Genomic DNA, 14,190 nt, shown 5'->3' on the forward strand with positions numbered 1-14,190 from the left:
GTCATAGAGCAGCCCAACGCCCCCTTGGCAAGAGGCTGCTCCCGCCCGTTGGCTGCTTGTCAAAGACAAGCGCCGCCCGTTGGGCATGGCTCAGCTGGCGCTGAGCCTGTTTGGCGCCCGCTTCTGACGGCTTCTTAAAGACCACAGGGGCAGCATCGCACCCGAAAAGGGCAACTGTGCCCTCCATTTTGCGCAGGTTTTCGGCTGGCACAGCCGCCAGCGGCATGGCACAACGGGACCAACAGAACAGAACAAAACGGGAGCGCGCCATGAGCTTTGGCAAAGGATGTCATCTGCATCTGATAGACGGGTCGGCCTTTATCTTCAGAGCCTATCACGCACTGCCTCCCCTCACCCGCAAATCTGACGGCTTGCCGGTTGGCGCTGTGGCGGGTTTTTGCAACATGCTGCAACGGTATATTGAGGACAACTCCGGCCCGGATGCACCCACCCATGTGGCTGTGATTTTTGACTATTCCGGCAAATCGTTTCGCAACGAGATGTATGACCAGTACAAAGCCAACCGCCCCCCTGCGCCGGAAGACCTTGTCCCACAGTTTCCGTTAACCCGTGACGCCACCCGGGCGTTCAACATCGCCTGCAAAGAAATAGAGGGCTTTGAGGCTGATGACATTATCGCCACGTTGGCCTGTCAGGCCCGCGAGGCTGGTGGTGAGTGCACAATCATCAGCTCTGACAAAGACCTGATGCAGCTTGTGGGTGATGGCGTTGTGATGTTTGACGCGATGAAAAACAAACGCATTGATCGCGAGGGGGTACAGGAAAAATTTGGTGTCGGCCCTGAACGTGTGGTGGATGTACAGGCTCTGGCGGGTGACAGTGTGGACAACGTGCCCGGCGCGCCCGGGATCGGGATCAAAACCGCGGCTCTGTTGATCAATGAATTTGGCGATCTGGAAAGTCTTCTGGATCGGGCCGAGGAAATCAAACAGCCCAAGCGCCGCCAAACGCTGATCGAAAAGCGCGAGCAGATAGAACTGTCCAAAAAGCTGGTTCAGCTAGATTGCGAGATGGAGCTCGGGTTCACAATCGATGAGCTGGAAGTGCGTGACCCGGAGCCCGAAGCTTTGCTGGGGTTCCTCGCAGAAATGGAATTCCGCACGCAGATCAAACGTGCGGCAGATAAGCTGGGTGTTGACGCGCCAACCATTGCAGAGCCTACGGTGTCTGAAGATGCAGCCCCTGCCGAAGACGATGTGCCGTTTGATGCGGAGAAATACGAATGGGTACGCGACCGCGCAGCGCTGGATCGCTGGATCGCAGCCATCATGAAGCGTGGCTATGTGGCGGTGGACACCGAAACCAATTCGCTCAACGAGATGGTGGCGGAACTTGCGGGCATCTGTCTCAGCGTGGAGGTGGGCGAAGCGTGCTATATCCCTGTGGGCCACAAAAAAGGTGCAAGCGACGATCTGTTTGGCGGGGACGAGCCACAAGAAGGCCAGATGCCGCTCAATGAGGTGCTCGACGCGCTCAAACCCATGCTGGAAGACCCGTCCATCCTGAAAATCTTCCAAAACGCCAAATATGACTGCAAGGTCTTGGCCAACTACAATATCGCCGTGGCACCGATTGATGACACGATGCTGCTGTCCTATGCGTTGCACGCCGGAGAGCACAACCACGGTATGGACGCGCTGTCTGAACGCTATCTTAGCCACCAGCCGATCTCGATCAAAACGCTTTTGGGCACTGGCAAAAGCGCGATCACCTTTGACAAAGTTCCACTTGAAGACGCGGTGAAATATGCGGCGGAAGACGCAGACGTCACGCTGCGCCTGTGGAAGCTGTTCAAGCCCAAACTGCATCGCAAACAAGTCACCAGCGTCTATGAAACGCTGGAGCGCCCTTTGGTGCCGGTTTTGGCACAAATGGAACGCCATGGCGTCAAAGTGGATCGCGACACACTCAGCCGCATGTCCAACGCGTTTGCCCAAAAAATGGCCGCGCTTGAGGCCGAAATCCACGCGCTGGCAGGCCGCAGTTTCAACGTCGGCAGCCCCAAACAGTTGGGCGAAATCCTGTTTGACGAAATGGCGCTGCCCGGCGGCAAGAAAGGCAAGACAGGCGCCTATGCCACCGGCGTCGATGTTCTGGAAGACTTGGCCACCGAACATGCCTTGCCGGGTCTGGTTCTGGATTGGCGGCAATTGAGCAAGTTGAAGTCGACCTACACCGATGCGTTGCAAACCCACATCAATGCCGACACAGGCCGGGTTCATACCTCATATGTTCAAACCGGGGCCAACACCGGACGTCTGGCGTCCACCGACCCAAACCTACAGAACATTCCCGTGCGCAGCGAAGAAGGCCGGCGCATTCGCGAAGCTTTTGTCGCGGAAGAAGGCAAAACGCTGATCTCTCTGGATTACTCACAAGTGGAGTTGCGTATCTTGGCGCACATCGCTGAGATCGACGCGCTGAAGGCGGCATTTCGTGATGGCCATGACATTCACGCCATGACCGCCTCAGAAGTGTTCGGTGTGCCGATGGACGAGATGACAAGCGACATTCGAAGCCGCGCCAAAGCGATCAATTTTGGCGTTATCTACGGCATTTCTGGCTTTGGTTTGGCGCGTAATTTGCGCATTCCGCGCGGCGAGGCGCAGGATTTCATCAACCGCTACTTTGAGCGCTTTCCGGGCATCCGCACCTATATGGACACCACCAAAGAGTTCGCCAAAGAACACGGCTATGTGCAAACTCTGTTTGGACGCAAAATCCACACACCGGAAATCGGAGCAAAAGGCCCACGTGCAAGTTTTGCCTACCGCGCAGCGATAAATGCGCCGATCCAAGGCACCGCCGCCGACATCATCCGTCGCGCCATGGTGCGTATGCCCAAAGCGATTGAAAATCTGCCCGCAAAAATGCTGCTTCAGGTGCACGATGAACTGATCTTTGAGGTGGAAGACAGTGCGGTGGAGGAAACCATCAGCGTCGCGCGCGATGTGATGCAAACCGCCACCGAGCCTGCGATCAAACTGGATGTTCCTCTGATCGTGGATGCAGGACAGGGCGCAAACTGGGCAGAGGCGCATTAAGGCGCGTCTACACCTTACATCCATTGTCCAAATCTCCTATGCGCTGCCCGGCCCGTCTATCGACACTTCAGGCAGCGCATCAGGTCAGCCAGCCCAAGCCCTGCTCAGTGCGTTTTGACGGTTTGTACTCCGCACTGACGACACCGTCATATCCGGTTTCATCCAACATCTTGAAAAACGCCGCGTAATCGAGATGTTCGCTGGAAAACGGCTCATGCCGGTCCGGCAAACCGGCGATCTGAATGTGGCGGACGCGTTCTTTGTGTTTCTCCCAGCACGCCATCACATCGCCCTCAATGCGGAAGGCGTGGTATGTGTCAAATTGCATGGCCAGATTGGGCGCATTCACCTCGTCCAGGATATCAGCGGCAAGATCAAAATCATTTAAGAAATAGCCCGGCATATCGTCATCGTTGATCGGCTCAATGGTCAGTTGTTTTTTGGGGGCAAATTTGCAGGCCCATTTCAGGTTCTCGACAAAGACGTCCCGTGCCTGCGGACCGGAAGCAGCGCCCGCCATAATGTGAACAATGCGCGCCTTGAGCAGGTCTGCGTAGCGCAAGGTGCGGCGAAAATCGCGTTGAAACCGATCTGACAAACCGGGCACAGCGGCAAACCCACGCTCGCCCCCGGTGTAATTTGGCGGCGGACAGTTGATCAGCTCGAGAGACAACCCGTTGCGGATAAGCGCGCGTTGGGTTTCAGGTGCCGATGTTTCATATGGAAACAGCACTTCGACCGAAGAAAAACCAGCTGCAGACGCTGCTTCGTAGCGGTCAAGCTCTGGGAACTCGGAAAACAACATCGTCAAATTGGCGGAAAATCGCGGCATATGAGGCTCCTCACCGCCGTTTATTCCAGCTTTGCAGAGCGGCTTACAGTCTGAAATTCCGCAATTTTGAGCGATCGGCGGAGGTATGCCTTATCCCAGAGCACTGGATGGTAGAAACGGGAAAAACGCTCCCGAAGACATCACACCGAAATAGCGCTCACCATCTTGCTCTTGGTGCACCGCGAGATCCACAAGCCGATAGAATGCTTTGCGCGAGATGCGTGCCTCAAGATTGGCACGGACGGTGATGTAGGGCGCAGGCTCATCCGTCTCAGGGTCAATCTCGACGCGAATTGGGTTTTCTGGACCCGCCACCGCCATGTCACCCACATGGGTTTCAAACGTCAGCACTTGTCCCTGCCCAGTGCCTGTTTGCGTAAAATCATCGGACACAAACGGGACGTCCTCAACCGTGATGCCCACTTTCTCAACCGGAGTGACCAGGACGTAGTGATCACCATCTTTGCGCAAAATATTTGAAAACAGACGCACCATGGCGGGACGGTTGATCGGGCTGCCTTGATAAAACCAAGTCCCATCGCGCGCGATGCGCATGTCCAGATCACCGCAATGTGGCGGGTTCCAAAGGTGCACAGGCGCCGGGCCGCGGCCTTTGGCAGCGGCATTTGCGGAGGCGGCGATGGCGTTTGCGTCTACATTCACAGGAAATTGTTCCCTCATTGTTTTTGCCATTTCATCTGAGCGCGTTACTGTCAACGTAAGCGGACAAACACAACGGGAGTGACTCCATGTCAGATGAGACCGATCTTGTCGCAGAGATTGACGTGTTGGGGACAAAACTGGCGGCGGCCAGAGAGGCAATCACCCGACGATTCATCGGCCAAGAACGGGTTGTCGATCTGACGCTTTCGGCCTTACTTTGTGGGGGACACGCGCTGTTGATCGGTCTTCCAGGCCTTGGCAAAACCCGACTGGTAGACACGCTTTCCACCGTGATGGGGCTCCATGGAAATCGGGTGCAATTCACCCCGGATCTGATGCCGGCGGATATTCTTGGATCTGAAGTTTTGGAGAAAGCGAAGGGCGGCACGCGCAACTTCCGATTCGTGCCGGGCCCGATTTTCTGTCAGCTGCTGATGGCGGACGAAATCAACCGGGCCAGCCCGCGCACGCAATCCGCGTTGTTGCAGGCGATGCAGGAAAAGCAAGTGACGGTGGCAGGTGAAGATCGGCCATTGGATGCGCCGTTTCACGTGCTCGCCACACAAAACCCAATTGAGCAAGAAGGCACCTACCCTTTGCCAGAGGCGCAGCTTGATCGCTTTTTGGTTCAGATTGACGTCCCCTACCCGGACCGCGACACCGAACGGGACATTTTGTTGGCCACAACCGGCGCCACCGAAGAGGACGCCCATGAGGTTTTCACCGCTGACGAGTTGATCGCAGCGCAAATGTTGCTGCGCCGCATGCCCGTTGGCGAAAGTGTGATGGAGTTGATTCTGGATCTAGTGCGGGCCTGCCGCCCCGATGATGAGACGGCCAGCGACGCAGTGCGCGAAAATGTGGCGTGGGGTCCCGGACCACGGGCCGCACAAGCCTTGATGATGACGGTGCGGGCGCAGGCCTTGTTGCAGGGGCGGTTGGCACCCAATGCGCAGGATGTGATCGATATGGCGGGGCCGGTTCTAAGCCACCGCATGGCGTTGACCTTTGCGGCGCGCGCGCGGGGTGAATCCCTGTCTAAAGTGATTGGCGAGACCGTTGCGCGGTTTGACGCGATTGGAGCCGCCGCGTGACAACAGCTCCGCATCTGCGCAGCCAAGCTGAGGTTGAGGCCGCAAGCCTACCGCCGCTTTTGGCACATGCGGAGCATTTGGCCTCGACAGTTCTACTAGGGGAACATGGGCGGCGGCGCTCTGGCATGGGGGATGACTTCTGGCAGTACCGCCCGGTACAGCCCGGTGACAGTCTGCGCATGATTGACTGGCGGCGTTCGGCCAGATCGGACGCGCAATTTGTCCGCCAAAGAGAGTGGCAAGTCGCGCAATCCGTGATGATGTGGGTCGACACAGCGCCCTCGATGATGTTTTCGAGCACCAAAGATGTGCCGCAGAAGGCTGACCGCGCACGTCTGTTGGCGCTGTCCTTGGCGGTGCTGTTGATCCGCAGCGGCGAGCGCGTTGGATTGACGGGCACGGATTTGCCGCCGCGGCGTGGGGAGATTCAAATTTTGCGTCTGGCAGAAATGTTTTTGCGAGACGATCTGGAGGGGGAGACCCCAGATTACGGCACCCCAGAAGCCCGGGCGATGTTGCCACATGCGCGCGCAGTGTTTCTCTCAGATTTCATGGGAGACTTTGACGCCGTTGTTGCCGCGCTCACCAAAGCGGCGGATCGCGGCGTTCGGGGAGTGTGTTTGCAGATACTGGACCCTGCCGAAGAAGCTTTCCCGTTCAAAGGCCGTGCGATATTTGAAAGTGTCGGTGGCAGTATCAGCCACGACACCAAAAAAGCAGACGATCTAAAAGGTCGGTATTTGGAACGTTTGGCTGAGCGACAAGCCGCCTTGAAAGATTTGTGCCGCGCGACAGGTTGGCTTTATGGCCATCACAGCACCGGGCAGCCTGCGCAGGCGGCGCTGCTTTGGGCGCATCGCGCTTTGGAGAAACGCGGATGATGGGTGGGCTGTCCATTGGGTTTGTGACGCCGTGGATTTTGGCCGCGTTGGTGGTCTTGCCGGTGTTGTGGTTGATTTTGCGCGCCATCCCTCCGGCCCCGATCCGGCGGCGTTTTCCAGGCGTGGTGTTGCTGCTGGGATTGGCCGACGAGGACACGGTCACAGATCGCACGCCGTGGTGGCTGCTGCTGTTGCGCACACTTGCGCTGGCGGCATTGATCATTGGATTGGCTGGACCGTTGCTCAACCCTCAAAATCGCGACACGGCGCGCGGTCCTTTGTTGATCTTGATGGATGCCAGCTGGGCCTCAGCCACCGATTGGGAAGCGCGGCGGGAAATGGTGGCGGCGCTGCTGGATGAGGCGGCGCGCAACGGGCGCGTGGCGTCAGTACAGCGGTTGAGCGCACCTGAACCGTTGCGTTTTTTGCAAGCTGATGCGGTGCAGAGCCGCCTGCCCGGTGTGACACCAATGGCGTGGGCCGCAGACGCAGAGGCGTTGCAGTTCTTGGCCGCAGAGCTGCAGAGCCTGCCGGCCGATCAGCGGTTTGACACGGTCTGGCTGTCAGACGGGTTGGCCAACGCAGGCCGGTCGGATTTGTTGAAGGCACTTCAGCCGCGCGGCGATGTGCGGATTGTTCAGACCGGATTGGGCAGCGTGGCATTGATGCCTGCAACCTATGAGGACGGGCGGTTGGTGCTGCGCGCACGCCGCAGTCAGGCGCGTGTGGCCCAAGAGGTGACCGTGCAAGCGATTGGCACCGATCCCGGCGGTGCGGAACGTATTTTGGCAAGCTTGCCTTTGACATTTGAGGCAGGCGCGCAGTCAGCGGACAACGCGCTTGTCTTGCCCAGTGAACTGCGCGCACGGGTGACGCGGTTTGAGATTGCAAATCTGCGCTCGGCGGGGGCCGTGGCCCTGTCAGATGACAGTCTGAGGCGGCGAGAAGTTGCGTTGATTGCCGGTCGCGAAGATCGCGAGGAATTGCAACTTTTGTCGCCTCTGCACTACTTGCGCCAAGCTTTGATGCCGTCAGCAGATGTGATCGAGGGCGCATTGACGGATATTTTGCCAGCCAACCCCGATGTGATTGTGCTGGCCGATGTGGCTGTGTTGTCCGATGGCGAAACCGAGGCGGTTTTGGACTGGCTAAATGAAGGGGGATTGTTGTTGCGGTTCGCGGGTCCACGTTTGGCGGCCAGTGAGATCAGCCGCACAGCAGAAGACCCGCTGTTGCCGGTGCGCTTGCGTGCAGGCGGGCGCAGCGTTGGTGGGGCTATGAGCTGGGGGGAGCCAAAGTCGCTTGCGCCGTTTGATCAAGACAGCCCGTTCTTTGGCCTTGCCGTGCCCGAAGAAGTTACGGTGACCGCGCAAGTCATGGCGCAACCAGACCCCACCTTGGCCGATAGGGTGATCGCAGCGCTTAGTGATGGCACGCCGCTGGTCACCCGCAAATCGGTTGGCGACGGCCAAGTTGTGCTGGTGCATGTCACCGCCAATGCACAATGGTCTGGCTTGCCGCTGTCAGGTCTATTTGTACAAATGCTTGATCGGTTGGCGATCTTGAGCGCTGTGGGAGCAGAAGCGGAAACCCGGCTTGCGGGCACCACGTGGCAACCCGTTAAGGTGCTTGATGGGTTTGGTCGTCTGGAAGATGCACAGACTTTGGCGGGCGTGCGTGGTGAAGCTTTGGCGGAAGGGCGGGTTGGCCCAGAGTTACAGCCCGGTTTGTACCGAGATGGTGACAAAGTTCTGGCGCTGCCGGTGGTCAAGGATGACACCGATCTCTCCGCGGCCCGTTGGCCTGCCACTGTACCTGTCGAGGGGCTGCGTGGCGCGGTGAGCACGGACCTCACAGGCTATGCCCTTGCCGTCGCGTTGATGATCCTTGCGCTGGATGTTTTTGCTTCTTTGCTGGTGTCAGGCCGCCTTTGGGGCGCGCGGGTGGCCGCCGTTTGGCTGGCTGCACTTATGATCGCGCCAAGCGTTGACGCACAGACCGCAGACGTGCCTGCGAAAGCAGACAACAGCCTAGAAGTGGTGTTGGGCCACGTGCAAACCGGCGATCCTCAAGTGGATGAAATCGCCTTGGCCGGATTGCGCGGATTGTCCAATGTGCTGTTCTTCCGCACCTCAATTGAACCGGCGGCGCCTGACACCGTCGATCTGGAGGTCGATGAGCTGGCCTTCTACCCGTTCCTGTATTGGCCGATCACCCCGGATCAACCAAGCCCGTCGCAAGAAGCCTATGCCAAGCTCAACGCCTATCTGCGCTCCGGTGGCATGATCCTATTTGATACGCGCGACGCAGATGTGGCTCGATTTGGCACCGCAAGCCCCACCGGCCGAAAGCTGCAGAAACTCGCCGCTGGGCTGGACATTCCGCCATTGGACCCGCTGCCAGAAGACCATGTGCTTACGCGGACCTTTTATCTGCTGCAGGACTTCCCCGGGCGCTATATGAGCCGCGATGTCTGGGTCGAGGCCGCACCGCCAGATGCCGAAAAAATTGAGGGAATGCCGTTTCGCAACCTCAATGACGGAGTCACACCGGTGGTGATTGGCGGCAACGATTGGGCTGCTGCATGGGCCGTGGATACGCGCGGCAACACCCTTTTCCCAGTGGGGCGTGGCCGGGCTGGTGAGCGGCAACGAGAACTGGCCTATCGGTTTGGCGTGAACCTGATCATGCATGTGCTGACGGGCAATTACAAAAGCGATCAGGTGCATGTGCCTGCGTTGCTGGATCGGTTGGGCCAATGATGACCTCTGTTATTTTTGACCCGATTTTGCCGCTGTGGGTTTTGGCGGTGCTTGCCGCCGTGGGCGCCCTGTCAGTGTTTGTCGCACTCCGGCGTGGGTTGGCCGGATGGGGCTGGCGTGGCTTGGCAGGGCTGGTGATATTGGCCGCTTTGGCAGGGCCGGTATGGCAAACCGAAAATCGCGGCGCGCTCAGTGACATCGTGCTCATGCTGGTCGATCAATCCGCCAGCCAGCAGCTCTCGGATCGGGCGGATCAAACCTCTGTCGCAGCGGATGCATTGGCGGCCCGGTTGACCGCACGCCCCAACACGGAACTGCGCCGAATTGTGGTGCGTGACAACGCAGGTGATGGTGGCACCGAAATGATGGCGGCTCTTTCTGAGGCCATCGCTCAAGAACCGCGCGGGCGTATTGCCGGTGTCATTGCCCTGTCTGATGGTCAGGTGCATGATATGGAGCGCGCGCCAGATTTGCCCGCACCGTTTCACCTTCTGCAGACCGGCCGTGCGTCCGATTGGGACCGCCGCTTAAGTATCCGCAATGCACCGGCCTTTGCCATTTTGGGCGAGCCGGTCACTCTGACCCTACGCATTGAAGACAGTGGAAATGCTCCGCAGGATGTGGATCGTGTGCCGGTTGATATTTCGGTTGATGGTGCCGAGCCACAGCGCTTTGCCGTGCCCATTGGGCGTGACATTGAACTGCCGGTGACATTGCCTCACGGCGGGCGAAACGTGATCCAATTCTCGGTGCCAGAAGCAGAGGGCGAGCTGACGGACCGCAACAACGCGGCGCTGGTGCAGATCAACGGCGTGCGGGACAGGCTGCGTGTGCTGCTGGTTTCAGGTGAGCCGCACCCAGGTGGGCGCACATGGCGCAACCTGCTCAAATCAGACGCGTCTGTGGATTTGGTACATTTCACAATTTTGCGCCCTCCGGAAAAACAGGATGGCGTGCCGGTCAGCGAATTGTCTTTGATTGCGTTTCCGACACGCGAGCTCTTTCTGGAAAAGATCGAAGATTTCGACCTGATCATTTTTGATCGCTATCAGCGGCGTGGGATATTGCCCTCGCTTTATCTGGAAAACGTCGCGGACTACGTCCGCAAGGGCGGCGCGGTGTTGGTGGCCGCCGGACCTGACTACGCCAGCGCGGACAGCATCTACCGCAGCCCGTTGTCTCAGGTGCTTCCCGCAAGCCCGACGGCGCGCGTGGTAGACGAAGCCTTTGTGCCGCAAATCAGCGATGTCGGCCAGCGCCACCCGGTCACTTCCGGCCTGCCTGCCCAAGAGAGCTGGGGACGCTGGCTGCGCCAAATTGAAGTTGCGCCAGATGCTGGCGATGTGCTGATGACTGGGAAGGACGATCGCCCCCTTCTGATACTAAACCGCGTCGATCAGGGGCGAGTCGCGCTCTTGGCGTCTGATCACGCTTGGCTTTGGGCGCGAGGGTATGACGGTGGCGGGCCACAATTGGAACTGCTGCGCCGGTTGGCGCATTGGATGATGGGAGAGCCCGAACTCGAAGAAGAGGCGCTCTGGGCAGAGCCCGCCGGTCAAAGCCTGCGTATCATCCGCCGCAGCCTGTCAGACACCGTGGGGCCGGTGACCATCACCACCCCATCTGGCAACACCTCTGAGGTGACCCTGTCAGAACAATATCCGGGGCACTTTGAAACTGTGTTTCAGGGCATGGAGATGGGCCTGTACCGGCTTACACAGGGCGACAAAGAGACTGTTGTGGGCCTTGGTCCAGCTGCCCCGCGCGAATTTGAGGAGACCATCGCCCGCCCTGATGCGCTTGCCCCGCTTCTGGCGGCAACCCGAGGCGGCGCGTTGCGTCTGGAGGACGGTGTGCCTGGTGTGCGTGATGTGCGCCCGGGGCGTCCTGCAGCAGGGCGCAACTGGATTGGCCTCACCCCACGCGATGCCTTTGAAACCCTAGATGTGGCCCGTGCACCCTTGCTGCCTGTCTGGCTGGTTCTGCTTCTGGCAGGGAGCTTTATCTTGACTGGCTGGCTGCGCGAAGGTCGCCGTTAAGCCGCTCTTTTGAGGGCTTAAGACATCGCCGATCGGCTGTCCAAAAAGACAGCAGGGGCTGGCCCGCATACAACAGTCGCCATTTGCACCGAAAAACCGGTTTCTTCACCTTTGCCGTCACGGTAGAACCCTGCCAACGCATGAGGCCAATTTGGTCGCACTTTTTATTAGCGGAGCATGAGACCTATGGCGCCCAAGCCTGTTGTACTGTGTATTTTGGATGGCTGGGGCCTGTCTGATCAAACCGATGCTAACGCGCCTTACTTGGCCAACACCCCCAATTTTGATGCGATGATGGCCGATGGTCCCAATGCCACGTTGATCACCCACGGCCCAGACGTGGGCCTGCCAACAGGCCAGATGGGGAACTCTGAAGTTGGGCACACCAATATCGGGGCAGGCCGCGTGGTGGCCATGGATTTGGGTCAGATTGATCTGGCCATCGAAGACGGCTCATTTTTTCAAAACGCCGCTCTTCAGGCCTTTATCAGCACCCTTAAAGACACCGGCGGCACCGCACATTTGATGGGCGTCATTTCTGACGGCGGGGTGCACGGACACATCACTCATGTGCTCGCCGCGGTGAATGCCATCGCGCAAGCCGGTGTGCCGGTGGTGTTGCATGCGGTGACCGATGGCCGCGACGTGGCGCCGGAGTCAGCGCTGCCGTTTTTTGACACCTTACTGGATGGTCTGCCAGCAGGTGCCAAAGTTGGCACTGTGACAGGGCGCTATTATGCCATGGATCGCGACAACCGATGGGAACGTGTTTCACAGGCCTTTGACGCTTGGACATCAGGCAAAGCCGCTCATCAGGCTGCAGACGCTAAAGCAGCTGTCGCGGCCGCCTACGCGCGCGATGAGAGCGATGAATTTATCCCGGCAACCGTGATTGGTGATTACGCCGGAGCCAACGATGGCGATGGCTTCTTCTGTCTCAATTTCCGGGCAGATCGTGCGCGTGAAATTCTCGCCGCCTTGGGCCAACCGGATTTTGACGATTTTGATGTGAGCACCCGTCCAACATGGGCTGGCATGCTGGGCATGGTGAACTACTCTGAAGCGCACAATGCCTACATGACAACAGCCTATCCCAAGCAGGAGATCGTCAACACATTGGGTGAATGGGTGGCCAAGCAGGGCAAAACCCAATTCCGTTTGGCAGAAACAGAAAAGTACCCGCATGTGACGTTTTTCCTCAATGGCGGCGCAGAAACACCCGCCGAAGGGGAAGATCGTTTTATGCCCAAGTCCCCCAAAGTGGCGACGTATGATCTGCAACCCGAAATGAGTGCCGATGAAGTGACCGAAAAATTCGTTGCCGCGATCGAGCATGGCTATGACCTGATCGTAACCAACTACGCCAACCCCGATATGGTAGGCCATACCGGCAGCCTTAAAGCCGCGATGGCTGCCTGCGAGGCGGTGGACCGTGGGCTTGGCAAAGTGCGATCCGCACTTGAAGCTGCGGGTGGCGCAATGATTGTCACTGCCGATCACGGCAACTGCGAGCAAATGGTGGACCCAGAAACCGGCGGGCCACATACGGCGCACACAACCAACCTTGTGCCTGTGGTGCTGGTCAATGGTCCCCAGAACGCCGATCTGCGCGCCGGTCGCTTGGCGGATCTTGCGCCAACACTCTTACACTTGATGGGGATTGCTCAACCGGCCGAAATGACCGGAAAGAGCCTGATCGTTTGAGAAAATGGGCGGCGCATATCTTCGCAACATGGCTGACGCTGTGTGTAACGGCCACCAGTGCGCTGCCGGACACCGATCCCGCGGCTGCCGCGCGTGCAGCAGCGGACCAATTGGAAGCGGCCTCTGTGGCTTTGGCGCAATCCAAAAGCAGCCGTGATCAAGTGAAATCGCTGACCGGCGTTGTGCATGCGTATGAAAGTGGGCTCACGGCATTGCGTGCGGGGCTACGGCGTGCCTCTATTCGTGAGGCGCAACTTTCCAAACAATTGAAAGCACAAGAGGCAGATATTTCCAAACTGCTGGGCGTGCTTCAACGCATGAGCACCGGTCCGGCCGAAGTGATCATGGTGCATCCGGGCGGCCCCATGGGCACCGCGCGGTCTGGCATGATTTTGGCAGATGTGACACCCGCGCTGGAAGCCAAAGCGGCCCAAGTGCGCCGTGATTTGGAAGAGGTCAGCATTCTGCGCAGCCTTCAGGAAGGCGCGGCACAAACTCTGCAAGATGGGCTTGCTGGAGCACAGAACGCGCGCACCGCTCTCAGCAAAGCCATTGCTGACAGGGTTGATCCCCCGCGCCGTTTTACCGAAGACCCAGTGCAGACCGCCCTGCTGATTGCGTCAACCGAAACCTTGGAAGGTTTTGCCAGCGCATTGGTGGATCTACAGGTCGAAGGGCTTGAGGACGTTTCCTTACCAGATGTGATGGATAGCAAGGGCGATTTGCCTTTGCCCGTTGAATCAACGGTCTTGCGCCGGGCTGGAGAAGCGGATGCCGCAGGGATACGCCGACCGGGATTGGTCTTGGCGACACGTCCCAGCGCCTTGGTGGTCAGCCCTTCGGCCGCGACGATCCGCTATCGTGGACCGCTGTTGGATTTTGGAAATGTCATGATTCTTGAGCCCCAACCGGGCCTGTTGTTCATATTTGCCGGGCTTGCTCAGGTCTATGGCAACGTCGGGGAGGTGCTGTCAGAGGGTGCTCCCATCGGCTTGATGGGAGGAAACGGGCTGGAAAGTGGTGCAATTCTTTCACAGTCCGGTGAAGGCTCTGGCAATGCACGGCCAGAAACGCTCTATATAGAGATCAGAGAGGGCAAGACGCCCGTGGACCCGGCAACGTGGTTCCGAACGAATGAGGATGGATAAGC

At 58.6% G+C, this 14,190-nt stretch carries 10 protein-coding genes; 7 read left to right on the top strand and 3 right to left on the bottom strand.

Translation table 11 applies throughout. The features are described 5' to 3' along the window. Position 1 precedes the first annotated feature (1 nt). On the bottom strand, positions 2-271 hold the full coding sequence (locus ABWV47_RS16335; RefSeq protein ID WP_353313711.1) for a hypothetical protein: 270 nt from the start codon (positions 269-271) through the stop codon (positions 2-4). On the opposite strand from ABWV47_RS16335, the gene polA reads away from it, so the two are divergent. After that, positions 270-3,065: a DNA polymerase I gene (polA, locus tag ABWV47_RS16340; RefSeq protein ID WP_353313713.1), complete on the top strand. Its 2,796-nt coding sequence runs from the start codon at positions 270-272 to the stop codon at positions 3,063-3,065. The two genes, ABWV47_RS16335 and polA, sit on opposite strands and share 2 nt — an antisense overlap. Positions 3,066-3,144: 79 nt before the next feature. Here polA and ABWV47_RS16345 read toward each other — a convergent pair whose 3' ends face one another. Both ABWV47_RS16345 and ABWV47_RS16350 read right to left on the bottom strand, forming a co-directional pair. Beyond that, entirely contained in the window at positions 3,145-3,897 is a 753-nt protein-coding gene (locus ABWV47_RS16345) for a hydroxypyruvate isomerase family protein (protein ID WP_353313715.1), read from the bottom strand. Positions 3,898-3,987: 90 nt separating this feature from the next. Beyond that, the gene (locus ABWV47_RS16350) at positions 3,988-4,578 is read right to left on the bottom strand and encodes a DUF1285 domain-containing protein (protein ID WP_353313717.1); all 591 of its coding nucleotides are present in this window, start codon (positions 4,576-4,578) and stop codon (positions 3,988-3,990) included. Positions 4,579-4,646: 68 nt separating this feature from the next. On the opposite strand from ABWV47_RS16350, the gene ABWV47_RS16355 reads away from it, so the two are divergent. The 6 genes from ABWV47_RS16355 to ABWV47_RS16380 all read left to right on the top strand — a co-directional run bounded on the left by ABWV47_RS16355 (position 4,647) and on the right by ABWV47_RS16380 (position 14,188). Continuing rightward, positions 4,647-5,654, top strand: a complete 1,008-nt coding sequence (locus tag ABWV47_RS16355) for an AAA family ATPase (protein ID WP_353313719.1) — start codon at positions 4,647-4,649, stop codon at positions 5,652-5,654. Next, positions 5,651-6,535 (top strand): DUF58 domain-containing protein, encoded by an 885-nt coding sequence (locus ABWV47_RS16360; RefSeq protein ID WP_353313721.1) that lies wholly within the window; start codon positions 5,651-5,653, stop codon positions 6,533-6,535. Before ABWV47_RS16355 ends, ABWV47_RS16360 begins: the two co-directional genes overlap by 4 nt. Continuing rightward, entirely contained in the window at positions 6,532-9,297 is a 2,766-nt protein-coding gene (locus ABWV47_RS16365; protein ID WP_353313723.1) for a DUF4159 domain-containing protein, read from the top strand. Before ABWV47_RS16360 ends, ABWV47_RS16365 begins: the two co-directional genes overlap by 4 nt. Next, complete coding sequence (locus tag ABWV47_RS16370; RefSeq protein WP_353313725.1) at positions 9,294-11,336, top strand: hypothetical protein; 2,043 nt, start codon at positions 9,294-9,296, stop codon at positions 11,334-11,336. The genes ABWV47_RS16365 and ABWV47_RS16370 overlap by 4 nt, the downstream gene beginning before the upstream one ends. A gap of 186 nt (positions 11,337-11,522) precedes the next feature. Further along, complete coding sequence (gene gpmI / locus ABWV47_RS16375; RefSeq protein WP_353313727.1) at positions 11,523-13,040, top strand: 2,3-bisphosphoglycerate-independent phosphoglycerate mutase; 1,518 nt, start codon at positions 11,523-11,525, stop codon at positions 13,038-13,040. After that, positions 13,037-14,188 carry a murein hydrolase activator EnvC family protein gene (locus ABWV47_RS16380; protein WP_502959713.1) on the top strand — a complete coding sequence of 384 codons (1,152 nt, stop codon included), beginning with the start codon at positions 13,037-13,039 and terminating at the stop codon, positions 14,186-14,188. Before gpmI ends, ABWV47_RS16380 begins: the two co-directional genes overlap by 4 nt. Positions 14,189-14,190 lie beyond the last annotated feature (2 nt).

The sequence above is a fragment of the Shimia sp. NS0008-38b genome (genome assembly GCF_040370365.1).
Classification (GTDB): domain Bacteria; phylum Pseudomonadota; class Alphaproteobacteria; order Rhodobacterales; family Rhodobacteraceae; genus Shimia.